This is a genomic window from Paenibacillus sp. N119s (assembly GCF_059447605.1).
Genome location: NZ_JCAJRU010000001.1, coordinates 49,888 through 73,723 on the forward strand (window position 1 = coordinate 49,888; position 23,836 = coordinate 73,723).

General features: G+C 44.1%; 24 protein-coding genes. 6 read left to right on the forward strand and 18 right to left on the reverse strand.

Going from position 1 to position 23,836, the window contains the following annotated elements; genetic code table 11:
- Positions 1–46 precede the first annotated feature (46 nt).
- The 13 genes from AC5V8P_RS00280 to AC5V8P_RS00340 form a co-directional block, all read right to left on the reverse strand.
- Positions 47–1,576 carry a right-handed parallel beta-helix repeat-containing protein gene (locus AC5V8P_RS00280; RefSeq protein ID WP_064797134.1) on the reverse strand — a complete coding sequence of 510 codons (1,530 nt, stop codon included), beginning with the start codon at positions 1,574–1,576 and terminating at the stop codon, positions 47–49.
- 221 nt (positions 1,577–1,797) lie between these two features.
- On the reverse strand, positions 1,798–1,908 hold the full coding sequence (locus AC5V8P_RS00285) for a DUF6254 family protein (RefSeq protein WP_014599788.1): 111 nt from the start codon (positions 1,906–1,908) through the stop codon (positions 1,798–1,800).
- A 121-nt stretch (positions 1,909–2,029) separates the two neighbouring features.
- Complete coding sequence (locus AC5V8P_RS00290) at positions 2,030–2,689, reverse strand: nitroreductase family protein (RefSeq protein WP_063210433.1); 660 nt, start codon at positions 2,687–2,689, stop codon at positions 2,030–2,032.
- Positions 2,690–2,901: 212 nt separating this feature from the next.
- Positions 2,902–3,351, reverse strand: coding sequence for an RrF2 family transcriptional regulator (locus tag AC5V8P_RS00295; RefSeq protein ID WP_063210434.1), 450 nt, complete (start codon positions 3,349–3,351; stop codon positions 2,902–2,904).
- Positions 3,352–3,447: 96 nt separating this feature from the next.
- Positions 3,448–4,650 (reverse strand): macrolide family glycosyltransferase, encoded by a 1,203-nt coding sequence (locus AC5V8P_RS00300; protein ID WP_064797133.1) that lies wholly within the window; start codon positions 4,648–4,650, stop codon positions 3,448–3,450.
- A 241-nt stretch (positions 4,651–4,891) separates the two neighbouring features.
- Positions 4,892–5,242, reverse strand: coding sequence for a cellulase family glycosylhydrolase (locus AC5V8P_RS00305; protein ID WP_064797132.1), 351 nt, complete (start codon positions 5,240–5,242; stop codon positions 4,892–4,894).
- Positions 5,243–5,520: 278 nt separating this feature from the next.
- Positions 5,521–6,702, reverse strand: coding sequence for a DUF4272 domain-containing protein (locus tag AC5V8P_RS00310; RefSeq protein ID WP_064797131.1), 1,182 nt, complete (start codon positions 6,700–6,702; stop codon positions 5,521–5,523).
- A 58-nt stretch (positions 6,703–6,760) separates the two neighbouring features.
- The gene (locus AC5V8P_RS00315; protein ID WP_063210442.1) at positions 6,761–7,132 is read right to left on the reverse strand and encodes a hypothetical protein; all 372 of its coding nucleotides are present in this window, start codon (positions 7,130–7,132) and stop codon (positions 6,761–6,763) included.
- Between the two features lie 450 nt (positions 7,133–7,582).
- A complete protein-coding gene (locus AC5V8P_RS00320; protein WP_063210444.1) occupies positions 7,583–8,689 on the reverse strand; it encodes a Gfo/Idh/MocA family protein in 1,107 nt (368 codons plus the stop codon).
- Between the two features lie 71 nt (positions 8,690–8,760).
- Positions 8,761–9,489 (reverse strand): ThuA domain-containing protein, encoded by a 729-nt coding sequence (locus AC5V8P_RS00325; RefSeq protein WP_064797130.1) that lies wholly within the window; start codon positions 9,487–9,489, stop codon positions 8,761–8,763.
- A gap of 36 nt (positions 9,490–9,525) precedes the next feature.
- Positions 9,526–10,698 carry a Gfo/Idh/MocA family protein gene (locus AC5V8P_RS00330; protein WP_063210448.1) on the reverse strand — a complete coding sequence of 391 codons (1,173 nt, stop codon included), beginning with the start codon at positions 10,696–10,698 and terminating at the stop codon, positions 9,526–9,528.
- Positions 10,699–10,751: 53 nt separating this feature from the next.
- The gene (locus AC5V8P_RS00335; protein ID WP_081276823.1) at positions 10,752–11,807 is read right to left on the reverse strand and encodes a LacI family DNA-binding transcriptional regulator; all 1,056 of its coding nucleotides are present in this window, start codon (positions 11,805–11,807) and stop codon (positions 10,752–10,754) included.
- 27 nt (positions 11,808–11,834) lie between these two features.
- On the reverse strand, positions 11,835–12,224 hold the full coding sequence (locus AC5V8P_RS00340; protein ID WP_081276822.1) for a GRP family sugar transporter: 390 nt from the start codon (positions 12,222–12,224) through the stop codon (positions 11,835–11,837).
- A gap of 472 nt (positions 12,225–12,696) precedes the next feature.
- Here AC5V8P_RS00340 and AC5V8P_RS00345 point away from each other — a divergent pair, with 472 nt between their 5' ends.
- Positions 12,697–14,931 carry an alpha-galactosidase gene (locus AC5V8P_RS00345; RefSeq protein ID WP_063210450.1) on the forward strand — a complete coding sequence of 745 codons (2,235 nt, stop codon included), beginning with the start codon at positions 12,697–12,699 and terminating at the stop codon, positions 14,929–14,931.
- A 149-nt stretch (positions 14,932–15,080) separates the two neighbouring features.
- On the opposite strand, the gene AC5V8P_RS00350 is transcribed toward AC5V8P_RS00345, so the two are convergent.
- The 3 genes from AC5V8P_RS00350 to AC5V8P_RS00360 form a co-directional block, all read right to left on the reverse strand.
- A complete protein-coding gene (locus tag AC5V8P_RS00350; RefSeq protein ID WP_231116869.1) occupies positions 15,081–15,269 on the reverse strand; it encodes an SDR family oxidoreductase in 189 nt (62 codons plus the stop codon).
- 188 nt (positions 15,270–15,457) lie between these two features.
- Entirely contained in the window at positions 15,458–16,453 is a 996-nt protein-coding gene (locus AC5V8P_RS00355) for a Gfo/Idh/MocA family protein (RefSeq protein WP_063210452.1), read from the reverse strand.
- A 1-nt stretch (position 16,454) separates the two neighbouring features.
- On the reverse strand, positions 16,455–17,474 hold the full coding sequence (locus tag AC5V8P_RS00360; protein ID WP_064797127.1) for a Gfo/Idh/MocA family oxidoreductase: 1,020 nt from the start codon (positions 17,472–17,474) through the stop codon (positions 16,455–16,457).
- Between the two features lie 180 nt (positions 17,475–17,654).
- Between AC5V8P_RS00360 and AC5V8P_RS00365 the strand changes: the two genes are divergently transcribed.
- The gene (locus tag AC5V8P_RS00365; protein ID WP_063210456.1) at positions 17,655–18,521 is read left to right on the forward strand and encodes a MurR/RpiR family transcriptional regulator; all 867 of its coding nucleotides are present in this window, start codon (positions 17,655–17,657) and stop codon (positions 18,519–18,521) included.
- Between the two features lie 110 nt (positions 18,522–18,631).
- Here the strand turns inward: AC5V8P_RS00365 and AC5V8P_RS00370 are convergent, their stop codons facing one another.
- On the reverse strand, positions 18,632–18,937 hold the full coding sequence (locus tag AC5V8P_RS00370) for an ArsR/SmtB family transcription factor (RefSeq protein ID WP_063210458.1): 306 nt from the start codon (positions 18,935–18,937) through the stop codon (positions 18,632–18,634).
- 111 nt (positions 18,938–19,048) lie between these two features.
- On the opposite strand from AC5V8P_RS00370, the gene AC5V8P_RS00375 reads away from it, so the two are divergent.
- Positions 19,049–20,212, forward strand: coding sequence for an MFS transporter (locus AC5V8P_RS00375; RefSeq protein ID WP_064797126.1), 1,164 nt, complete (start codon positions 19,049–19,051; stop codon positions 20,210–20,212).
- 123 nt (positions 20,213–20,335) lie between these two features.
- Here the strand turns inward: AC5V8P_RS00375 and AC5V8P_RS00380 are convergent, their stop codons facing one another.
- On the reverse strand, positions 20,336–21,463 hold the full coding sequence (locus tag AC5V8P_RS00380; RefSeq protein WP_064797125.1) for an NAD(P)/FAD-dependent oxidoreductase: 1,128 nt from the start codon (positions 21,461–21,463) through the stop codon (positions 20,336–20,338).
- 150 nt (positions 21,464–21,613) lie between these two features.
- Here AC5V8P_RS00380 and AC5V8P_RS00385 point away from each other — a divergent pair, with 150 nt between their 5' ends.
- From AC5V8P_RS00385 to AC5V8P_RS00395, 3 genes are read left to right on the forward strand one after another with little or no spacing between them, the layout of a single operon-like run.
- Positions 21,614–22,321 carry a lantibiotic protection ABC transporter ATP-binding protein gene (locus AC5V8P_RS00385; protein WP_064797124.1) on the forward strand — a complete coding sequence of 236 codons (708 nt, stop codon included), beginning with the start codon at positions 21,614–21,616 and terminating at the stop codon, positions 22,319–22,321.
- Between the two features lies 1 nt (position 22,322).
- Positions 22,323–23,054, forward strand: coding sequence for a lantibiotic immunity ABC transporter MutE/EpiE family permease subunit (locus tag AC5V8P_RS00390; RefSeq protein WP_064797123.1), 732 nt, complete (start codon positions 22,323–22,325; stop codon positions 23,052–23,054).
- Between the two features lies 1 nt (position 23,055).
- On the forward strand, positions 23,056–23,814 hold the full coding sequence (locus tag AC5V8P_RS00395) for a lantibiotic immunity ABC transporter MutG family permease subunit (RefSeq protein ID WP_064797122.1): 759 nt from the start codon (positions 23,056–23,058) through the stop codon (positions 23,812–23,814).
- Positions 23,815–23,836: the final 22 nt, after the last annotated feature.

Consider the following 23,836-nt stretch of genomic DNA (forward strand, 5'->3'; position numbering starts at 1 on the left):
CAAAGCCCTCAAATCTAGAGGGCTTTTGATATAAGCTAGTTTTGCTTCACTCATCTGCACCGATATTGACGGCCGTCCCTTTCACGCGGGGCTCGCCGTCGATATCCTCAGTTTCGATAATGGCGTTATCCGTTGATCCAGAATCGATCGCTGGTGAGGAAGATTGCAAATGGAAGTCGCCCTTCGTGGCATTCATGAATTTAGGATCGGAAAATAGAGAATGGGTGTCGTTACCTGTTCCTGATTTGTACGCGGAGAAGCCTACATATTCTTTATTTTTCCAGGTCCAATTGGCTTCCGAATTGCCGCTGGGTGCAAAATATAGATTATAATCCACAATATTGCCAGTGTTTTTGGTGTTTCCATTGTAGATCAACACATCAGTCGAGCTGGCTACAAAAATATTGTTCTTAATCACGTTGTTTCGCGTATTGTACTGAACCAAAAGCTGGCCGCTTCCGTCGTCAAATGTATCGTTCTTGTATACTGTATTGTTCACGATCTTGCAGTTAACTGTTGAGCCACGCTCATCATCGTATCCACCCATGGCAATGCCTGTTAACCGATTATTATATATCACATTACTGCGGACCGTAATGTTGCTGGTGGCTTTGCCAACATGCTCGGAGGCAATTTCAACGCCGATGTCGTTGTTATAGCTGTAATTCTGTTCAATAATGCTTTCCTTGCCCCCATCCACATAAATACCGCCGGCCGAGTTGTCACCGCTCTTATAGGATGGGTTGTTTCGAACAGAGTTATTATAAACCCGGTTGCTCTTCACCAGCCCGTTCCGCGCTTGATCGTAAGTCGTATTCGGCGCGGTTCCTTCAAAGCCGATCAGATCGATTCCAATGTTGTCGTTATCGTGAATGAGGTTACTAGTTACTGTAAAACCATCCACATTACCGTTTAATACGACCGCTTCGCTGGAGCCGAGTACGAGATTGTATAGTTCGTTACCGTTAATTGTCAGGTTGTGAATCGATGCAGGAGCTTTGGTGCCATAAACAGCAATGCCGTGGGCATCCCGGCCCAGTCGGTCTTTGCCAGTTGGGGTGGCTGTGTTTTTGATGTCATGGATTTTGTTATCAGACAGATTGATGAAGCCCCCTGCACCGTGGACGTAAATTCCTGTAGGCACTGCATTTTTAGAAGTAGTAGTAAAATTGCGGATTTCAAACCCCTGGATGGTGACATAATCAACGTCGGCCAATTCGATTAATCCTTCGTTCCCGCTGGCCGATAGTCCAGTCCCGTCGACAATGGCGGTTTCGTTGCCATAGCTTGCGAACACTATGGGGCCTTGCGATGCAGAGCCAGATCGGGTAATTTTCAGTTTCTCCTTGTATACTCCGCCGCGGACGTAGACCTTGCTGCCCGGAGGGACGGCGTCGGCCGCATGCTGAAGCGTTTTCCACGGCGCGTCGCTCGTTCCCGCGTTGGAATCGCTGCCACTCGTCGCCACATAATATTCGGTACCGGCCGCTGAAACGGCAGGAGGTTGCACATTACCGATTGCCAGGCCCAATCCCAAGCTTAAGCCTACAAGCAAAATTCTACTTAGTTTCTTCACGATTTTTCAACCCCATCCAAATTTTACTTTCATCAAATCTACGGTATCATCAATTTGCCTCTTCTTGCAAGCGAAGGCTGGTCTCCACCGATCGGCAAGTTATCGGTGCCTCCCCATGAAATAGCTATGTCGTCTCCCCGATAAAGCAGAGATTATTTCAACAAAAGAAGGACTGCCGATAAATGTCATCGGCAGCCCTTCTCTTCCAAGTAGTATACTCCTCAATCTTGTTCGCTGGATAATTCCTTAAGCGATTTGATTTTACCATGGGGATGCTGTTCTTGCTTTCGTGACTTCCATGCAGCTTCTTTCCTTCTCTTCTGGTGAGCCATAACAGATATCCTCCTTTGGAAATTGTGAATGTATACTACTTCCTTAAGTTGTCATTTCTTGCCTCTGTTCATTCATAGAATTAAATTCTTTACATTTTGTATATACTTTTGAACTAAAATTTTAATTAACAGGCATCTCGTTAAAGAATGTGATGTCGTCGATCGGTAGCCGAGTTGTCTGATGACCTGGTTGTGCCGCTTTGCCAAGTGCAATCAGCATAATTGGAATGTATCGGTCTCCGATGCCGAACGCTTGCTTAAGCTCGGCCGCATTATAGCCGCCCATTGCGACAGTATCGTAGCCGTGAGCACGTGCAACCAGCATGAGCTGCTGGGATACAATACCACCATCGATATGAATGATTTTGTGAAGGCTTTCCTCCGGCAATGAAGCATACGTATGAATTGATCTTTCCACGAACGATTTAGCGGTATCTTCCGCTATATAGCCGTACTTTACTGCTTCGCCGAAAACTTCATCAAGCTTCTTATATCCTTCCGTATCACCAAGCACAACGATCACTGCAGCAGCCTCAGTAACCTGGGATTGATTGTAGGCGATGGGCTGCAGTTTTGCTTTCAATTCCTCCGTCTCAATTACCAAGAAGCGCCACGGTTGAACATTACTCGAAGAAGGCGCAAGCGTCGCTTCTTTCAGCAGCTCCTTAATTTCCTCGTGAGACAAACGAACCGATTTGTCATAATGACGCACAGAGCGACGCTCGCGGATGACATCGGCAAACAAGGCGGAGTTCTGCACAGCTTGAGTTGAGGTTAACATTATGAATCCTCCTTTGAGTAGATACTGTTTTTTATTCAGCACAGTTAAATTCAGGCTAAGCGATTAGTCAAGGCTTGAATTCTGCTAAAACGAAGTGCCATGAAAACTCCCAAAAATTTTTCCGCTTTGCGCGGCTTGCATTTAACTGTTGTTTATATTGCACAGTATAAAATCTAAGCAAGCCGCTGTCAACCTTCTTTTTCCAGATTCATCTAAAGCTTTGCTTCCAGCTGTTCGGCGAGATCAGCAATCGTGTACTTGCTTAATACTCCGCGTATACTGTCATCCATTTCTTGAGTAATATCCTCAAGCGTAGATTTCATACATTTACCGAGCGGATGCGTGCCAGCTGTCTCGATAATACCAAAGGAAAACCTGCTGCCTGAACGAAATACATCGTACACATCAACCAGTCGTATAGACTCTGCAGGTTTTCTAAGGTGGTACCCGCCGTCACGTCCTTCCCGGGTTCCGATAAATCCTTCCTTGGCGAGAACGGAAAGTATACGGCGCAGCAGAGAAGGCTCCGACTGAAGATATTTGGCGAGTTCAATACTTGGACAAGCTATGCTTTTGTCCTCCTGAGACAAAATAACAAGCGCTTGAATAGCAAGTCCAAACCATTTTGGGTGCTGAGTCGGTGTACAATACTCCTGCTTCAACCTTTACTCTCTCCTTCCAGCTTACACTTAGCTAGTATGAGTAAATTGTACCTAATTCCCTAATATGCTGCAATAGACGAGCTTACATTTATATATTTAGATATGATATTGGCTTTTAAATGTGAAAATCTCATCAACAGCTTGGTGATACCCACCTGTTTTTCGAAAGGATTCTCTAATATGTGCAACAGCTTTTTTGAAAGATGGGCGGCTTAACACATGCTCTGCGGCTTCACGTAATTGATGTGCAGTCAAGCTTTCCATTTGCAACTTAATGCCTGCTCCCACATCGGCGACTCGCCCCGCAATAACCGGCTGATCCGCGCTTTGCGGGATGACGATCAGCGGAACCCCGTAAAAGAGCCCTTCATGGGTACTATTCATTCCACCATGGGTAATAAATAATTTAGTGTATTGCAGAATATCCGTTTGTGGGACCTCATTTTTTACAATGAAGTTTTCAGGAACTTCTCCTAAATCGGAAATTTGAGTTCTCTTTCCGATCGACATAACAATCGTATGATCCATGTTCCCAAATGCCTCAAAACAAAGCTTATAGAAGTCAACTGCTTGGTTAAAGACTGTACCCAGCGAAATGTAAATTGGGTTGTTCCCCTTGATTGCAGTAAAATCGAAGTTTTCTTGTGTTAAGCGTGAAGAGATGGATGGACCTACAAATTTATAAGTTTGGTCTAATTCTTCTCCATAAGGTTGAAACTCCCTTGTTGTATATACGATTGTAAGTGGTGCAGGATTACAAAACACTTCGTAAGGTGAATGGATCTCCACGCCATATTTATCCTTCACCATCGCCGTCAAGTTTTGAAATTTTTCGTTTATAGGTTTAACTATATCTGTAGGGACATGATTGGAGAATTGTTCCATAATATGATTAAATGATTCCTTTGTCTGGGCAAAAGAAGTACAAGAGTTGATTGCAGGAAGCTTAAGAATTTGAGCAAGCAAACGTCCACAACCAAACATGGAATCATGGATGATGTACTCAAAATGCTCTCCTTTGATCTGTTCGAGAACGCTCGGAATGACGATATCTGCTGTAAGTAAAAGACCGTTGATTCTTTCCAGCAAATAATCTCTGCCACCTGAGATAAAAGCTTTTATAAATTTTTGATCGTCAAATGTTCGTACTGAAGCCCCCGTTCTCTCCATACGTTCCCTAAAAGCTTCAATAGAAAAGTACACTACCTCTTCTCCACGCGAAATAAGCTCTTGCACAACTCCAATGGTTGGATTGATATGTCCCTCTGATCCACCATTAATAAATAAAACACGCGCCATTTCTTCCACTCCTTAATTCATTTTATTCAGTAAAATTAACCGCTTCTGATTCTAATATGTTCTGTTAAGTCCAGGTGCTTAGGATGCTCCTTCTCTAATGAACATTGTAGCTGCTTTCTCAACTTAGTATACTTTTAGTCGTCTCCATAACAAACAAAGACGCCTATTTTAGCGGCTCTGTTTACAGCAAAAGAAGCTTGTTTTCATACTGGACATCGTTGACTACGTTTAATACTCATGGTTACTGGATGACTGCTTGTTGAACTGAACCGCCAAAAACTGTGCTTAATCTCGATGTATCCCTAATACCATTGGGACCCTCGATGATAATACGACCTTGTTCCGTAAAGCTTGATCCTTGCCAGTCAGTGGCCATATCCAGATAATCGAGACCCGGACTGTTTCCTTTCCAAGACCATGCTAGATAACCTACACCTTTTTGTTCAGCGTAACTCATAATGGTAGCCTCATCCACATCGCCACTCGTATGTTTGATACCGAATTCTCCAATCACTAGAGCCAGGTTTTTATTCAGTACATGATCCATATTGCTTTTTACAGTGGCGGCATTCCCTCCGGCATATTCGTACATAATAGATTTTCTGCATCGTTTCCAGCTATGTAAATTTATCAAAGCGACCTAAGGCATATATATTTTTGTTTTTCAGTACTATTCCTTGATGAGTAAAAAGTTTTAAAATCTGTTTTCCTAACTCCTTGGCATGGGTCCTAAAAATACAAAACAAGACACCTTTCTGCTATCAGTTGTCTTGTCTAACTTTGTTTTATTTATGTAGCTGTCGATTAAACTCCTCAAACAAACAATCCTCTACTTATTCGGTAGAGGATTGTTGCTTTTCAGGCTTCCTATTATGTATCTGTGCGCACATCATCCCACTCCTGTCCCATGTAACTAGTGAGCCATTTTAGCACACGATGACGTTCATACACTACACCATCATCCAGATTTCCAGGGGCGGGCTGTTTATGAATACGGCTATCCACACACAACCAGTCATAACGCCAAATTAAATCGGCTTCATCTAAAATTTCCTTGCTGCTGCGCAGCCTTGAGTTTGACAGAAAATCTTCAAACGAGTAAAATTGCTGCAGCTTTGAAACAGACAAGGGCACGTCGCAAATCCCAGTTGGGTCACCTAGCTGATCAAGATGGCCCAAAGCCCATAACAGAACCCAAAAGCCTTCATAACGCCAAGAGAACTGGATACCTTCCGACTCATCGACGTAATCATTGAATAGGAATCTTTTTTCTTCTGGTGAAAAGAAACGGTCCGCGCCATACTGATCAGTCACTTGATTTATTATCCGTTTCGTGTCTTCCATGCTTTCACCCGCACCGATACACTCACCTTTCAGTGCCACAATACATAAAGCAACGGCTCGGCCAGCCACTTCCTTAAGAGAACGGATGCTGTCTGCGGCTTCATCTCCTAGCCTGCCTGGGATCGGCGGCATTTGCGTAAAGCCTTGATCGACCAATTTCTTTTCCGACTGCAGCTTTCGCTTCATCCCGGATTCGCTAATTCGGTCCTCTCCATGCAAATAACTGACATGAGCAGTAACTGTATAATCTTCCACTTCCGAACGTCCATTAACATCTAATAACAGACTTCCGTCAGGTGCAAGCAAATTACCGCCACCCCAGAACATTAGCCCATCCAGCGAATTTATAAAATCAAGCAATTCGGCAAAAAAGGCTTTGGATATATCCTCCTCGGTCTCCACACCAATCACCATATTCAGCGTACTTATCTTGATCAGTAGCTTTTGCTGCAGCTGTTTGTTCTCAGCAGGAATCTGACTGAAAAAATTTATCATTCCGTTAAGCATGGAGGCAAACTCCTCCGGATTCGTTTTGCTGGTCATTATATTAAACCCTTTGACTTTCTTATTAAACCAGCCCTTGCCTTTGACCTCAAACCTAGTTTTGCTTTCATTCACGTGTATCTGATTATTGGGATAAATCGAATTTAATAATTTCTCAACCTGATCCAGATCGAAGGTTGAGCTATAAAGTGCACAATTTCTCATGGTGACCTCCTTATGACCACACTACGAATAGTCCATGTTTGTTACTTGCTCGGTTCAATTAACTCTGCAAAAGCCGATGCAGCAATGCCTCTCCCTCATTCTCAAACTTTCGCTGCGCATTCAGGAATTCAGGAACCTCTTGCAGCCGGGAAGGTCTGTACCCAGGACCGCCACAACCGCAGGAATGGTATGTATATCCATTTTGGTACAGAAGCTCTATCTTTTTCCACTGCTTGATATCCGTTTGCTTCGGGGCTTGAAAATCATGCCCCATGTCATGCATAGGCGCCTGGCATTGCGGACAGACATGGACAATCCCCTCATATTTTTCCTTTGGAATCTCAAAACGGGATGTTTGTTTATATACCTTCCTACATACAAAGCAGGCAAAGATATCTTTGTATGGGCCGTACATTGCGTATCTACACATATTTTCACCCTCTTTTAAAATTATAATTGCGATATTATTCTTGCTCACATATTAGCAATCTATCAATCTATTATTTTTGAACAATCAAAAATACATTCACAGCGCCGCAGTATTAAGAGTACATAGATGTCTAGCGGGTGTTTCTTTTATATTAGAGCGACATCATAAAAATAATCAAGTTAAACAGTCCTATCTAGCGCATTCCTCGTGATGATGCTGCTATTTTTTTATAGCATTAAGATCTTTTCGAGGGATACAATTATGTAGCATGTTGTTCCTAACAGTTAACTAAGAAGACTCCAAAGCCGCAGTCAAAGCGGAACTGGAGCCTTCTTTTTAACAGCACTGAAACATCTAGAGCAGAATAGGCAAATCCCAGGCCTGCTATTGGGGCCATCCTCAATCTTGTAATTTTATATGCTGCGAATACAGCTTCAGGCTGGTACTCGTTTACACATCTAATGTATATAAGGGTAGATTTCCCGGTAAGGCCGCCGGGCGCTGACATGTACTCTGCATCTGATAAAAGGTCTGTTGATCGGAAGAATCATGAAATGCCCACATCGCTTCCAGCACATGGTAGGCCAGTTCCCCGCTGGCGCGGTGGGGGCGTCCATTCCGGATTGCATAGGCCATATCAGCAACACCGATACCTCGTGTATTCTCCTGGTAACCTGGCAGCAGCGGGACCTCGGTCCAATTTTGCTCACCTACCAGCCTAAAGCGAACTGGCCCTCCGAATGTGTTCGGGTCAGGTACCTGCAACGTGCCATGCGTACCATATACCTCGATCGGTGGCAGAGTACTTCCACCAAAGATGTCAAAGCTGGTAATCAGCGTACCAACAGCTCCCTGCTTGAAACGCAACAATCCAGCCACATGGGTCGGAATATCGACTGAGATGGTCTGGCCTCTCTTTTTCTCGCTCGTAATTGTTCTCTGATCCATCGCTTTGCTGGTCATGCCCGAAATGGCGGCAATCGGTCCCAGCAATTGCACCAGAGCCGTCAAATAATAAGGTCCCATATCAAACATCGGACCACCACCAGCTGCATAATAAAATTCAGGATCAGGATGCCAATGTTCGTGTCCACGAATCATCATAAAAGCCGTAGCAGCTACCGGATTCCCAATGACTCCGTCTTCAATCAGTTTTAATGATGTCTGTATACCGGAACCAAAGAAGGTCTCCGGTGCGCAGCCGACAAGCAGTCCTTTTTGTTGAGCAAGATCCAAGACTGCCTGGCCCTGCTCTCGGGTGACAGCAAGTGGCTTCTCCACATAGACATGCTTGCCAGCCTCAAGAGCTCTTAGACACACATCAGCGTGAACGCCCGGGATGGTCAAATTAATGATGAGTTCGATCTGCGGATCAGCCAAAATCTCATCTACCGTATATACGTTTGGAACGTTGAACGTTTTCGCCTGCTCCTCTGCCCGACCTTGGTCCAGATCCGCTACTGCGAACAGCTCCAGAATGTCGAAACGATGGCAATTTTCCATGTAAATTCCGCTAATTTTACCGCAACCGATGATACCCACTTTCATTTTTTTCATGCCTGAACTCCCTTCCCCTTCAGAAAAAATGGATAATGGCATTCTTTTATTGCATCGGATATCCTTTCACGCTACTGCTGCTGGCTGTCTGCCATCCCCGTATATGCCTCTGTCAGGGAGCTATCACGGTTGACCGCCGCCTGTTTGCCAGCTGCAGTCCACAGGAACCCGCTACGCATCATCTCGGTCACTTGAGGTATATCTATGATATCTGCGTGATGACCTAGCGAATTGTAGAACACGCGTCCGTTCCCCCATCGTTTTGTCCATACAACAGGCATATCCACTGGTCCATTGGCTGAATGAGGTCCCGGAACGACTGGGAAGCGTGTGGTTGCCAGCACCTCAACCGCAGGGTCTACATGGAGGTAGTACTGCTCGCTTTTGACTTGAAAATCCTCAATGTGGTCCAGCAACGGGCTGGAGCCTCGCTTAATGTTCACCCTATATTCCACCCCGTCATTGCCGGGATGTGCAACCCATTGCCCGCCTGTCATGAATTGCCAGTCTACGTTGTTCCGAAAGGCATCGCACATGCCACCGTGGCAGCCTGCCAGACCTACGCCGCTTTGAACTGCTGCTGATACATGATTGACCAATTCCTGCTCAATCTGGCCCATAGTCCACATGGGAACGATCAGGTCGAGGCCAAGCAGTTTCTCCGCATCCTGGTAGGCGTCAAGGCTATTAGATACCTCTACCTCGAACTGTTCTTCCTTTAAAATACGTTCAAAAATAGCTGACACCTGCTCCGGCTCATGTCCGTCCCATCCACCCCATACAATCAGTGCCTTGCGCATCTGTAATCCACTCACCTTTCGGAATGTGTTGTTAACCTACATTTCTTCAATGGATACCCAACGGCGTTCCTTTATAGATCGTTCTACTGCTTCAAGCACGGCCTGGCAAGCGACCCCGTCATGAAAGTTTGGTGAAGGTTGCCGTCCTTCGGAGATAGCACTCAACATCTCTAGCATCTCGTGGGTGAAGGTATGCTCGAATCCAATTGTATGTCCTGCAGGCCACCAGGCTTCGGAATACTTGTGTGCCGGATCGGTGGCGAGCACGCGGCGGAAGCCTTGAACACCTTCCTCATCCTGTGTGAAATACACTTCCAGCTCATTCATTCGCTCAAAGTCAAACCGTACACTGCCCAGACTACCGTTGATTTCGAATGAATTTGTGCTCCGATGTCCAGCAGCAAAGCGTGTGGCCTCAAAGCTGCCCAGCGCACCTCCGGCAAAACGTGCTAGAAATAACGTGGCATCATCGACCGTCACTTCTCCCATCGGTGCATTGGCCTCGGCACTCCTTTTGGAGCTCAATCCGCTCATCTCCAAAGCCAGCGGGCGCTGTTTGATGAACGTCTCGCTCATGCCGATGACTTCGTGAAATTCGCCAACCAGGAACCGAGCGAGATCAATCAAATGGGCGCCAAGATCGCCATGAGAGCCAGAACCGGCCACTTCTTTTTGCAACCGCCATACCAGCGGGAAGGATGGGTCCATGATCCAATCCTGAAGGAAAAAGGCACGGAAATGATAAATCTTGCCTAGGCGGCCGCTTTCGACTAGCTGTTTCGCCAGTTGGACAGCCGGAGAAAAGCGATAATTGAAGCCAATCATATGACTGACCCCTGCTTTCTCTGCTGCCTCCAGCATGTCACGGGAATCTGCCAGGGAAAGCGCAAGCGGCTTCTCACAAAACAGATGCTTGCCATGGAGAGCAGCTTCCATGACAATTTCCTTATGGGCATTACTCGGGGCGTTAATGTCAATAAGATCAATATCGTTACGTTTCACTAGATCACGCCAATTCGTAACACTCTCGCTCCAGCCGAACTGGTGAGCAGCTGCTTGAACCCCCTGCTCGTTACGTCCACAGATGACGGACATCTCTGGCTGCAGCGGAGCGTCTGGGAAGAACATGGGTAGACTACGATAAGCGTTGCTGTGAGCCTTGCCCATAAATTTGTAGCCAACCATTCCAATACGAAGACGTTTAGACATGTCGTGATCCTCCTTATGGGTATGAGTTTCAACGAATTTATTGATGTATGCTGTTATTGACGAATGGATGACGCCCTAACAATTAGCGCTGTGGACAGGAGTTCTCTGATCGGGTCGCCCCCTGTCAGTTCCAGAGCCGGAATAGTATCCTGAAAGCCGGGTATAAGCTTCGAGGCTGCAAGCTCCCCCATCTCATAAAAAGGTACGCGGACACTGCTTAGCGGCGGAACAGCCATCTCAGCTGCATCCGAATCGTCATAGCCCACAAACGCTGGGAATTGCTCAACTGCCAGCCCGCGTTCACGGAGACCCTGCATTACACCGAGGGCCATCCGGTCGTTCGCTGCAAATACGGCATCAATATTATCTAATTTATCTAGAATTGTAGCCGACGCTTCGAGCCCGCTTCGGCGACTGTAGTTCCCTTCCAGAACCAACTCGTGGTCATATTCAATATCAGCCTCCTGAAGCGCGATGAGATAACCCTTCAATCGCTCAGTACTGTTGGAATAGATATCCGGACCGTTGAGAAAGGCTATCCGCTTGCATCCCTGCTCAATGAGGTGACTTACAGCCACCCGGCTTCCTTCTACATGGTCTGCATCCACTTCACAGAACGACTGTCCTTCAAAATGGTGATTCATGACACAGAACGGCCGCCCCTCTTCCTGAAGTTTCCTCAGAGCCTCCACCTCATCGTGGTCATCTTTTGCTCCAAGAATGATACAACTGTCGACCCTTTGCTGGCGGAAAAGACTGCTGTAGTCTATCCGTTCCCCTGGCTTTCGGAACAATAATAGCAGATCAAGCCCGCTGTCTCTGGCCTTGTTGCCGATGCCGCTCAGCATCTCGGAGAAAAAATAGGCAGAGAACAGGTGCGCCTTCGGGACATAAGGCATAACCACACCAAGATGGCCGCTTTTGCTTCGGGCAAAGTTGCGGGCCAATGCACTGGGAACATATCCAAGTTGATTGGCAACGTCCAGGACCCTTTTTCGCGTATCTTCCTTGATCGGACCGGTCGCGTTCAATACCCGAGACACCGTCGCTTCGGACACGCCAGCGAGTTCTGCTACTTCCTTGCGCGAAACGATATCGCTCACCTCCAATCATTTTATGTACGCGCGTACATTTTCTCATGCAACCCTACCTCTGTCAATCCCGGAAAAGCGTGTTACATTTTGATATCCTGTTATCCATTCACCCAAGATCAGTGTGGCAAATAGCGTCGTCCCTATCAACTGTAGACTGCAAATGACAGGAATGGTGATGGATACGTCCACTTTTTGAAAATAATAAAAATGGAGCAATTGTCCAGTGGTCCAGAAAATACCGAATATAAAACTTACCACAAAAGGAACCAGTGCTATTGAGGCTGGGTGAATGATATACAAGCCCAGGGAAATCAAAACAGCACCAATAACGGTACCTGTCAGTTGTTCCCAGGGACTGGCTTTAGTCATATGCGCCAAAATCGGCATGACTCCCCAACCGATGGCTGGAATAAAAGCAATTATAAAATCCACGCACGCCGCACGGTTTCTCCTCCCGTAAAGGTAGTCTTTTTACATTCGTTAAAAATACCATGCAGAAAAAAAACAACAATTTACAATAGCAAAAAAAACCGCTTTCATATACTGAGATTATCACAGATTAATATAGTAAAATCAAAGAAAATGACCCCTATATCCGTTGGGAGATGTACACATCATATTTTTAAAGCTTCGTTAAAAAGAAGAGCTTTCTTCCAATCACAACCTTCCCGTACTTTCCCCAATATAAAATCTATGTTTATTAATTGATCAGTATAGTATAAGTTAAGAATGATAAATATCTAGAAAAAAGATAGAATCTAACTAAAACTATTTTAAAAGGTTCTTTGTTTTCCCCATATTTCACTTAAAAAAAGTAATGTATTTTTCTATCACTGGCTTTGTTATGCTGAGTTCAATAATAACGCTTTCAACAGGGTTTTATATTTTGAAAGGGGCTATGTACATAGCTAGTATACAAGTTAACCCAAAAGAACGTACATTTCACTTAACGAACAAATATTGCAGTTATCTTTTCCGTGTCATGGAGAACGGACAATTGGAGCATTTATATTATGGCAAAAAAATAGAGTACCTAGGTCAATATGACCGTTTTATTGAACGAAGCTACCGCTCCGTGTCTGTCGGTGAGTTTGACGGCGACTTGGTCACATCATTGGAAAGCATTAAGCAGGAGTTCCCTTCTTCAGGAAGTGGAGACTATAGAGAACCAGCCGTTGAGATCATACAGGAGGACGGTTCTCATGTAATGGAGTTCATCTTTGACCGTTATGAAGTCATCACAGGGAAACCTAAAATCCCCCATCTCCCTGCTACGTTTTGTAAGGAAGCAGATGAAGCAGAGACACTCCTGATCACGCTGACCGATTCCCTTACAGGAGCGGTTGCCGTGCTTGCTTACACTATCTTTAGCGAACTGCCTGTAATCACGAGATCCATATCCATTACGAATTCCGGAAATAGTATTCTGAAAGTCAACCGTCTCATGAGCATGAGCCTTGATCTTCCAGACTCCGAATATGAGATTATTCATTTGTCTGGGGCATGGGGCAGGGAACGACATGTAGAACGTACACCACTCAGACCAGGCGTTCAGTCCATTGGGAGCACACGGGGAATTAGTAGCCATATTCATAATCCATTCCTTGCGCTTGCCAAACGAGGGTCTCAGGAACACCATGGAGAAGTTTATGCAGTTAATCTCGTCTACAGCGGGAACTTTCTTGCCCAGGCAGAAGTGGACAGCTATTCAACGACTCGACTGAGCCTCGGTATTCATCCTAAAAAATTTTGCTGGACTCTGAAGCCTGGAGAATGTTTTTATTCGCCTGAAGCAGTTATGGTCTATTCACAGAGCGGTTTGAACGGCATGAGCCAGGCATTCCATCGCCTGTACAATAAACACTTAATTCGTAGTAGCTGGGCAGACCGAGAAAAACCTGTATTGATCAATAACTGGGAGGGAACCTACTTTGATTTTACCGAGCAGAAAATAGTGGATATGGCTAAAAAAGCAAGTGAACTAGGGATTGAACTCTTTGTCTTAGATGACGGTTGGTTCGGCCAAAGAAATAATGATACCACCTCGCTCGGTGACTGGTTTGAAAACCGTGAAAAGCTACCGAACGGAATTTCGAATTTGGCAAAGAAAATCAATGAGCTCGGTATGAAATTCGGTCTTTGGTTCGAACCGGAAATGGTTAATTCCGACTCTCATATTATGAAAGAACATCCGGACTGGGTTGTGGGAACACCCGGTCGCAAGCGCAAGCATGGACGACATCAGTTTGTTCTTGATTATTCCCAGCCACCTGTTGTGGATTACCTGTTCAAGCTAATGGATGACGTGCTCTCCTCTGCTCGAATCGAATACGTAAAATGGGATATGAATCGCTGCATTTCAGAAGCTTATTCATTACCTTTAGGTAAGGAAAGACAGGGCGAGTTTTTCCACCGTTATGTCTTAGGCGTGTATGCTTTGTATGAGAAGCTGATTACCAAACACCCTGATATTTTGTTTGAGTCCTGTGCTTCCGGTGGGGGGCGGTTTGACCCAGGAATGCTTTATTATGCTCCGCAAACATGGACGAGCGACTATAGCGAAGCTATTGAACGTCTCAAGATTCAGTATGGCACTTCCATGGCCTATCCGCTTAGCAGTATGGGTGCTCATGTGTCAACCATTCCGAACCACCAGGTAGGCAGAACCGCACCGCTGCAAACCAGATCAAATGTCGCCTACTTCGGTGTATTCGGTTATGAACTTGATCCATTGGCTTTGACCGAGAAAGAGTGCAAAATAATCAAAAAACAGATACAAGTGTATAAACACCACCGTCGATTAATTACCCAGGGAACGTTTTACCGTCTGCAAAGTCCTTTTGAAAAAAATGAGACAGCTTGGATGACTATTGATGCAGAACGTGAGCATGCTCTCGTCGGCTGGTACCAGGTGCTGTCGCGTCCCAATGCAGCTTATGAACGGCTAAAGCTCACCGGGCTGGACGAAATGGCAGTATATTACGTGGAAGAACTGGGCCAACGTTTTACAGGCAGCGAATTAATGAACATCGGACTTATCCTCACCCCACCATGTAAGGCCAACCTGGATTTTAATATTGCGAAGAAATATGATTTCTCATCTCAATTATTTACTTTAACTAAAGAGACTTCCTCGTGATTGAGATATAAGTTTCATTAGGGGATAGACTATAGTTAGAACGCTATGATTGATGCTATTGATCTTAAATACGTCATACCGGGTAAAATCATTTTCGTATAAATTCGATGATTTTACCTGGTATGACTCTCTGAAAATAAAGTATCCCATCAATTCTTGACTGCATGCCTAATCGCGCAATATACAGTGCTGTCTGGATAGACATTATGTCCAGCAATAGAAGACAACTTAATGATGTGTCCCGATTTCTGTTCTCGCCGCATCACAGGCAAATCAGCCGAAATTCCATACAAAATCCCTCTGCTGTTCATATCAATCATCATATTCCATTCATCCATTTTCTCTCGCCCAACTATTCGAATCAGACCATTGAGATTTCTAATCTCAAATCGCATTTGCCTAGGTTCAATTATTTTGTGTCGGCATATGTTGTAACAAATAAAAATTTCAATAGAGGGTGCTACTCTCACATTCATGAGTCAAAAGCAGCTTAAGCGGGTTGCTTCCTCAATTTCAGCTAAAAGCATTAAAGATCATGTCTATCAGGACCAAATACGAGATTCGCCGACTGTTTGGCCTCCTCAATGACCTTCATAACCTTTTCGCTGTGCTCAAGCATATCCGAGACTTTTTCTAAATCATTTTCTCGGATGATACGGTCGAATTCAACGAATTCGTCATACATACGATGCGAATGATCTTTCAGGTCCACCTGGATGGGCGTTTCCTTATTAGGAGTGTATTCAAAATAATTGCATACATTAGCTGAACTCGCCATATGGATATAGCCCTTATTGCCTTGAATGTTCACAGCATTAGGGGCCGTACTATCTTTTGAACCTATGCAAACACACTTGAAATCGCCGTAATCCAGCAGCAATATACCTGAGGTGTCAATGCCACGCTCCATGTTCGCCCAATACTCCACCTTCTTAGGGCTCCCAAAGAAACCAACAACAAAATGAATGTTGTATAAATTGATATCCATCAAGGCTCCCCCAGACATTTCCGGATTGAATGCAGGCTGGATTATCCCCTCTTTGAAAGCCTCATACCGGGAAGAATATTGAGAATAGTTGCATTCCACGATTTTAATCTCGCCAAGTCTAGGCAGATACTCCTTCATGGACAAATAATTTTTCAAATATTGATTCGTAATGGCTTCCACCAATACCAATTTTCTTTGCTGAGCAATTTCTTTTAGCTCTAGAAATTCTTGCAAATTGGATGTAAACGGCTTCTCACAAATGACATGTTTACCACTCAATAAAGCTTCTTTGGCGTATGAATAATGAAGATGATTAGGCAACCCAATGTAGACAGTGTCCACGTCATTATCCATCAGCATTTTGCGGTAATCCGAATAAATCTGAGGAATTCCATACCTATGTTGCCAATCCAATAACTTCTCTTCATGATTAGGTCTAGAACAAATGGCCTTTAATAAAATAGTCGGGATTTCCTGAATAAAGCTCAATAGATCCCCTACGATTATTCCTGCTCCGACAATTCCCAATTTCATTCTAATTACACTCCTCTATGCCCTTCTCAAGTATTTCCATTGAAGTTATGGTTTCTTCATCTTTAATCACTTTTTCCTTGCCATGTATGATCGATTGATAGAGATCATCATACAGCCGGGCATAATCTCCTTTTTCTGAAACGACTTTTTCTTCATGGTACTGACCATCATCATCCAGGTATGTTAAGATGCCATAATGCTCAGGCTGGTCAAGGCCGAAATCAGAGTGTCCCGTAGGCAGATAGAATAATTTAAGATGCTCTTCCTGACGATCCTTTGTCTGCTTTATAAAAACACCTTTTTTGCCGTATACCACAAAACTCGGCCGCTCTTTTAAACGAAAAAAGCTGGATTTGATGGATACCTTGAGTGAGGAATAATAAAAATCCAGATCAAAATAGTCATTCATTCTTCCGGAACCGAGCAATTGGCGAACATCGTAGTGGATCGTGTCAGGTTTCCCAAAATAGGAAAGAACCTGGTCAATGGTATGAGCGCCGTGTCCATACAGGTAACTGTTATGTTTGGAAAAATGAGAGGTGGAGTTAGGAGTCTCAGGGCGATAATAATCGAAATGCATCTCTACCTCCAACAAATCACCGAGTTTTCCTGATTCAATAACCTTTTTTGTAGTGAGGAAATCCGAATCATAACGTCTATTTTGATAGCACTGTATAATCAGATTTTTCTCTTTAGCATATTGGAAGATGGACACAGCTTCTTCTTTCGTCAACATAAAAGGCTTCTCAACAAGTACATTTTTTCCGTGGTCGAGTGCCATTTTCGCATACGTGTAGTGCGATTCTACTGGTGTACAGATAACAATTAACTGAATTTCCTTATCGTTCATTAGAGATTCAAGATGATCTGTATACTGCACGCCAGGGGTTTTCCCCCACTCCCCTTTATCTGGATTACGGGCGTAGATCGTCTTTACCTTCAAATAATCTCTGCTCAATGAAAAAGGAAGATGATACCGATTGGTGCTTTTGCCATTCCCAATGTAACCGATGGTAAGCATATTAATTCCCCCTAGACTCTTTTTCATTTATTATAGTAAAAGAACGTCAAACGTAAAGAATTTGCCATCAAAATGGTACATTCAACCGAATAGTTGTTAGTAATACGGTTTGTTTTTGAACAAAATGTTTACTTTGCATTTTTTGTAAAATGATATTTCTATTGAACCGGGGGGAACCTGTTGAAAATACTGATGCAATTATCTGAAATGCAAAACTTTACACCAAACGAAAAAAGCATTGCTTCCTATATTTTGGCCCATAAGGAAAAGATTCTGCATTTAAATATTCAGGAGCTTGCCAAAGCTACGTATACTTCACACTCAGCCATTAATCGATTAATTCATAAACTTGGGCTATCCGGCTTCAAGGAGTTTACCATTAAACTTGCTCTGGAATTTCAGCAGGATACCCAGAATATTTCCAATGTAGACCCCAACTATCCATTCGGATTTGATGAAACCCCACTACAAGTGGCGAAAGAAATTGCAGAGCTAATGAAGGAAACGATTGAAAAAAACTTTACCTTCTTGGGTGATAACTTGCTGTCACAAACGGCCCAGTTGCTGAATCAAGCGGATAGGATCTTTATATATGCGTTAGGCGATTCACAAATCCGAGCGAAAAGTTTTCAGAATAAATTAATAAAAATCAACAAATACGTGGTTATAGCCACGGAGCTGTCTGAATGGGCTTACCATACGGCTAATCTAACGTCTCAGGATTGCGCTATATTTTTAACTTATCATGGCAAGTCACCGATTTTTTTTAAAGCGGCACGACATTTTGCGCGAGAAAATATTCCATTTATCACAATTACAGCTACCAATCAAAGTGAATTGGCCAGACTAAGCCATATCTGTATCCAGGTGCCTAATGACGAAGTAAAGCATGCCAAGATCGGTACATTTTCATCGCAAATTGCCTTTGACTATGTATTAAATGTGATATACTCCTGTATCTATAAAATCGACTACTTGAAAAATATGCAAACCCTAACACAATCGTTGGAGAATTCGCATCTCAACGACATGATGAATGACGTTTAGAAGGACTAGCTTCCCTCTAGCTGCAAAATAAGCGGCAACTTATAAGTATATAGGGTTGTCCTTCAACAAATAAGGTCTAGTTAGTATTATGCTAACTAGACCTTTGTCTTTTATCGCTTCAAGCCCGTCAGTACAGCCGACAGCAAGCTTGGAAAGCGTTCATTCAAATCATCGTAACGGATAGAGATAAAGCGCTGGGTTCCCTCTATTCTCGTATGAATAACCCCTGATTCCCGAAGAACCTTGAAATGATGAGACAAGGTTGACTTTGGAGCTGAAATATCTATCGAGCTACAGGATTGCTCCCCTTTTTCGTCTAAAATCTGGATGATATTAAGCCGAATGGGGTCACTGAGTGCATATAAAACTGTAGGTAAAGTAATTTCTATTACGTTAGGATGATACAGCGTTCTCAAGATCCGTTCACCTGCCTAATAAAGAATTATAGTTGCATTATAGCATATTGGAATGCTATATTTCTATTATTCGAAAATATTCGAACATTAGAACAAATGGAGGGTTTCGTTTTGAGTAAAATTGTCACCTTGTTTTTCTTGATTATGTTTTTCATTGGTACGGATACGTTCATTGTGTCGCCTCTTCTACCTATTCTTCGTGAAAGCTTCGGTATTTCTATCGAACAATCGGGCTGGATCGTTTCAGCCTATGCTTTAGGGTATGCTCTGTTTGCCTTAATAGCAGGACCGTTGTCAGATGCATGGAATCGAAAAAAAGTACTGCTGTTCGGTTTGCTTGGTTTCGGTATCTTCACTCTACTTTGCGGCTTTGCCGTTGATTTTTGGACCATGATTGCTTTTCGCTTATTGGCTGGCATTAGTGCCGCTTTTGCCTCACCTCAAGTTTGGGCAGCCATTCCTCAATTAGTTCAACCACATAAAGTGTTAAAAGCCATGGGAGTTGCCACCGCAGGATTAGCCTTTTCCCAAATGCTAGGCGTTCCTATTGGCAGCTATCTCGCAACCGCCGGGTGGCAAACACCCTTTATTATGATTGGTTGCTGCACCTTCCTGATCGTTATTTGGACTGCTGTTCTCTTGCCCGCCTTACCTCCTTCTATGCAGAAGCAAAAGGCTCCCTCGATTAGGAACAGATATCGTTTATTGCTGCAGGGCTCAACACCTAAGGTCGCTTTTCTGGCCTACTTCCTGTTCCAACTCGGAAATTTTGCTGCCTTCTCTTTTATTGGCACATGGCTGTCCGACAAATTCAGCCTCAATGTTGCAGATATTGGTACGGTGATATTATTCCTTGGTTTAGGAAATACGATCAGCAGCTTATTTGGGAGCAGCCTAGTTAACAAAGTGGGTCCTAAGCATTCTTTGATCTATGGCGTAATTTTTATCGGCCTGCTTTATTTGCTTCTGCCCTCTTTACCTAGTGTGACCTATGTCGAAATTACATATTTTCTGATCTTCCTTATCCTTGGAATGATTTTTCCGCTTATGATGAGTATGCTTCAAACCTTGTCTGCCACAGCACGCGGAACAGTTTCATCACTTGCCAATTCTTGTATGTATTTTGGAACGATGGTTGGCTCTTTCACAGCAGGAATGCTATACGCGCACAACGGTGGTTTTATTTCCGTTAGCCTGTTTTCTGTGATTTGTTTCGGTGTGTCACTAATCTTGTTCCTACGTAGCGGAGTTTTACTAGGTCTAAGATTAAAATAGAAACGAGTAACCATAAAATTCGACATAAACTCTATCTTTGGGCCAGAAAAAGAACTTATATTATTAGAAAAGCCGCCAGTATAGCGGCTTCTTATGCTATCTAGTGTTGTCTACCTTGAAGAATCAATTTTCATCAATAGCATTTTGAATATCATAATTATCGATGTTGATATCCAAAGCCATTCCAAGTGCTAACTTTGCCAGCTGACTTCCAATAAAGGGCCCCATGGTCAGTCCGGATGCTCCAAGCCCATTGGCAGCTATAAGACCGTTCCAGCCAGGAACAGCTCCAAGCACCGGTAGAAAACCAGGTGTAAAAGGACGGAAACCAACTCTTACCTCCTGAAAAGTACTATTTGCTAAATCAGGTGCTAATTCTAAACCTTTATTTAGGATTTCCTGCATCCCGCCTGCTGTTACTCTTGTATCGTATCCTTCGATTTCATTTTCGTGAGTCGCCCCTATGACGATTTTCTGTTGATCAAAAGCTAACAAATATTGATCAGAAGGCGGCATGATTACAGGCCAGGTGCCTGTATCTTGCCCTTCAGGGATCTGTAAATGCATGATTTGTGCTTTTTGAAAGCTAACCTTAAAGCGAATGCCCAAAGGCAGCATCAGTTGATTTGCCCATGCACCAGCACAAACAATGACTACGTCAGACGAAAAGTTGTTTCCACCAACCGTTACTCCGGTTACATGATCGGAATCATATTGAAGCACAGCATCCCCATAGATAAGGGTTGCCCCATTTCTTTGTGCTGATCGGATCAACGCATCACGCAGCGCACGACCATCTATACGTGCGGCACCGCTAATATGAACGGAGCGATATCGATCTACTAGTAAAGGAAAATGTTCATGGGTTTCCTTTTCAGTGAGTTGCGTAATTTCACCGATTTCCGGTGCATCTGTATGACGCAAATGTGCCCGTTCCTGCATTTTTTGGATTTTCTCTACATCATCATGAATACTGAGAGCTCCAACTTGAGCATAGCCAGTTTCTGTTTCTCCCTCGCTTTTGAGTTCTTCAATCAGCTCGGGGTAAAAACGTGCGCCCGCTTTGGCTAGCTGGTACCAAGCTTGATTGCGTCGCTGTGATAGCCAGGGACAGATAATGCCAGCAGCTGCATCCGTAGCCTGTCCTTTATCTTTGCGGTCTACCAGAATGACATTAGTCCCCATTTTTGCTAACTGATATGCTGTCGATGCCCCTAGAATTCCTGCTCCGATTACGATAACCTTCTTCATGATTACATTCCTTTCCTACATCACTGTATCCATTATAGCGAATACTGCTTGAATGCATAAAGTTTGAAACATTAATATTTCAATCCTTATAAAGTTCTTAGAATTGATCTGTAAAGTAGTTGTCAGAACGAATGAAAAGGATGAAATGAGATGGATAACATTATTTTACAGACAAAAAATCTCTGCAAAACCTTTGGACGACAGCAGGCAGTGAACAACGTCGCGTTGTCTATTCAGGAGAATTCAGTGTATGGACTGCTCGGTCCAAATGGGGCAGGAAAATCAACCACCTTAAAAATGCTAACCGGCATGCTGCGCCCGACAGCTGGTGAGATTTTATTTCAAGGAAAACCTTGGTCGCGGAAAGATCTCGCTCAGATCGGCGCGCTGATCGAATCCCCTCCACTCTATGAGAATTTGACAGCTAGAGAAAACCTTAAGGTTCGTACAACGTTGCTGGGATTGCCTGATTCACGGATTGATGAAGTATTGAGTATTGTCGATTTGACCCATACCGGAAAAAAGCGTTCTGGTCAGTTCTCGATGGGGATGAAACAGCGACTAGGCATTGCCATTGCGCTCCTCAATCATCCCAAGCTATTGATCCTAGATGAGCCAACCAACGGACTAGACCCTATCGGCATTCAGGAGCAACGCGAGCTGATTCGCTCCTTCCCGAAGCAAGGAATTACCGTAATTCTTTCCAGTCATATCCTATCCGAAGTCGAGCAAATTGTTGACCATGTCGGTATCATTGCCGGCGGCGTATTAGCTTATCAAGAGGCAGTCACTCCTGGGCAAGACCTGGAATCGTTGTTCATGCAGATTGCGCAAGAATATCGAAAAGGAGATGAGTAGGATGCAGCAATACATAGCCGCTGAACATCTAAAATTAAAGCGTACCTTCACGAAAAAGCTGGTCTGGCTAGCCCCCATCGTTACTCTTCTTCTATGTACCGGACTCATGGGAGGACATATGTTCCAAAGCACCAGCTACAATTGGTGGTATATCATGCTACTACCAGGTACCCTGACCTTAATGTGTTCAGGAGTAATTCAAAAGGACGGCAAGAAGCTGAAATACCATGCTATCCTCGGAATGTCTGTGGATTCGGCTCAGGTATGGTACGGTAAAATCGGAGTTTGTGTAAGACTCTTAATGTTTTCTTTTATTATCCTATTTATAGGCATAACTCTCGGCGGATTCGTATTTTCAACTTCCGTGACACTAGCAGGAAGCGTCGCTGCAACGCTGATACTCTTCATCACCTTTTTGTGGCAAATTCCACTTTGCCTGTTTCTAACGGACCGAATAGGCATGTTTGCCACTCTTATCATCAATATGCTGGGTAACGTAGCTTGCACGATCTTGTTCGCAACATCTTCTATATGGTGGGCCGTGCCCTATGCTATCCCGGCGCGATTGATGTGCGCCGTCATTCAAGTGCTGCCTAATGGGCTTGCTGTGCCTTCAGGAGATCCACTTTTGGATCAAGGCGTAATTGCGCCCGGACTAGTGATCACAGTTTGTCTATTCATGATTTTGTCCGTACTGACGGCCATGTCTTTCCGCAAACGGGAGGCTAAATAAGATGATATCTTTCTTACGCTATCTAAAATCTGATGTGCTTAAACTTAGAAGACAACCCCTATTGCTGGTACAGCTGCTTGTGCCGCTTTTGGGCATAGCAATCTTTCTAGCCTACTATTCCTTTACTCCGTACTCACCGATTTCGAAGGTGGACGGCTATTTGCAAATCCTGGCAGTGGCTCTTCCTACCATGATCGGTATTGTCTGCTCCATTGCTGTTGAGCAGGAATCAGTCGCTGGGAACTTCCAGCAGCTCTTGACCTCGCCAGTGAAGCTGTTACCTTTTTTGAGTAAGCTTATCCTGCTCCTGATCTTGGGATTTGGCAGTGTGCTGCTTGCCTCCGGCGGCTTTGGGGCTGGCTATATATATCTGATGAGAGAGTCACCGTATGATTTGAAGTTTTATGTGTTGGCTGCCTGCATTCTGTTTATGTCCAGTGTATTCCTTTATATTTTGCATTTTTTTATTAGTTTGCGGTTCGGCAAGGGAGCTTCCATCGGTCTGGGCATCATGGAGAGTCTATTGTCCGCTTTGCTTCTTACAGGGCTGGGTGATCATAATTGGATATTCATCCCCCCTGCTTGGGCGGCCCGGTTCATTACGATTTGGGTGCAATACGCTGTAAGCTCAACAGAATTTATTCCTGAAGCTATACAGCTTGATTGGGGAATCAGATATTGCGTAGTAGGGACCTTAGTCATCATGGTATTATTAGGGTTATGGATTTGTCGTTGGGAAGGACAAAATTCGTCGGAATAAAGATTAGAGTAAAGAAAGCAAG

Bases quoted from the DNA above. Each gene is read 5' to 3' on its own strand.
- AC5V8P_RS00285 (WP_014599788.1), bottom strand. From the start codon at position 1,908: ATGGCTCACCAGAAGAGAAGGAAAGAAGCTGCATGGAAGTCACGAAAG.
- AC5V8P_RS00290 (WP_063210433.1), bottom strand. From the start codon at position 2,689: ATGTTAACCTCAACTCAAGCTGTGCAGAACTCCGCCTTGTTTGCCGAT.
- AC5V8P_RS00300 (WP_064797133.1), bottom strand. From the start codon at position 4,650: ATGGCGCGTGTTTTATTTATTAATGGTGGATCAGAGGGACATATCAAT.
- AC5V8P_RS00305 (WP_064797132.1), bottom strand. From the start codon at position 5,242: ATGTACGAATATGCCGGAGGGAATGCCGCCACTGTAAAAAGCAATATG.
- AC5V8P_RS00310 (WP_064797131.1), bottom strand. From the start codon at position 6,702: ATGAGAAATTGTGCACTTTATAGCTCAACCTTCGATCTGGATCAGGTT.
- AC5V8P_RS00315 (WP_063210442.1), bottom strand. From the start codon at position 7,132: ATGTGTAGATACGCAATGTACGGCCCATACAAAGATATCTTTGCCTGC.
- AC5V8P_RS00320 (WP_063210444.1), bottom strand. From the start codon at position 8,689: ATGAAAAAAATGAAAGTGGGTATCATCGGTTGCGGTAAAATTAGCGGA.
- AC5V8P_RS00325 (WP_064797130.1), bottom strand. From the start codon at position 9,489: ATGCGCAAGGCACTGATTGTATGGGGTGGATGGGACGGACATGAGCCG.
- AC5V8P_RS00330 (WP_063210448.1), bottom strand. From the start codon at position 10,698: ATGTCTAAACGTCTTCGTATTGGAATGGTTGGCTACAAATTTATGGGC.
- AC5V8P_RS00350 (WP_231116869.1), bottom strand. From the start codon at position 15,269: ATGGATGAATGGAATATGATGATTGATATGAACAGCAGAGGGATTTTG.
- AC5V8P_RS00355 (WP_063210452.1), bottom strand. From the start codon at position 16,453: ATGAAATTGGGAATTGTCGGAGCAGGAATAATCGTAGGGGATCTATTG.
- AC5V8P_RS00360 (WP_064797127.1), bottom strand. From the start codon at position 17,474: ATGCTTACCATCGGTTACATTGGGAATGGCAAAAGCACCAATCGGTAT.
- AC5V8P_RS00380 (WP_064797125.1), bottom strand. From the start codon at position 21,463: ATGAAGAAGGTTATCGTAATCGGAGCAGGAATTCTAGGGGCATCGACA.
- AC5V8P_RS00385 (WP_064797124.1), top strand. From the start codon at position 21,614: ATGGATAACATTATTTTACAGACAAAAAATCTCTGCAAAACCTTTGGA.
- AC5V8P_RS00390 (WP_064797123.1), top strand. From the start codon at position 22,323: ATGCAGCAATACATAGCCGCTGAACATCTAAAATTAAAGCGTACCTTC.
- AC5V8P_RS00395 (WP_064797122.1), top strand. From the start codon at position 23,056: ATGATATCTTTCTTACGCTATCTAAAATCTGATGTGCTTAAACTTAGA.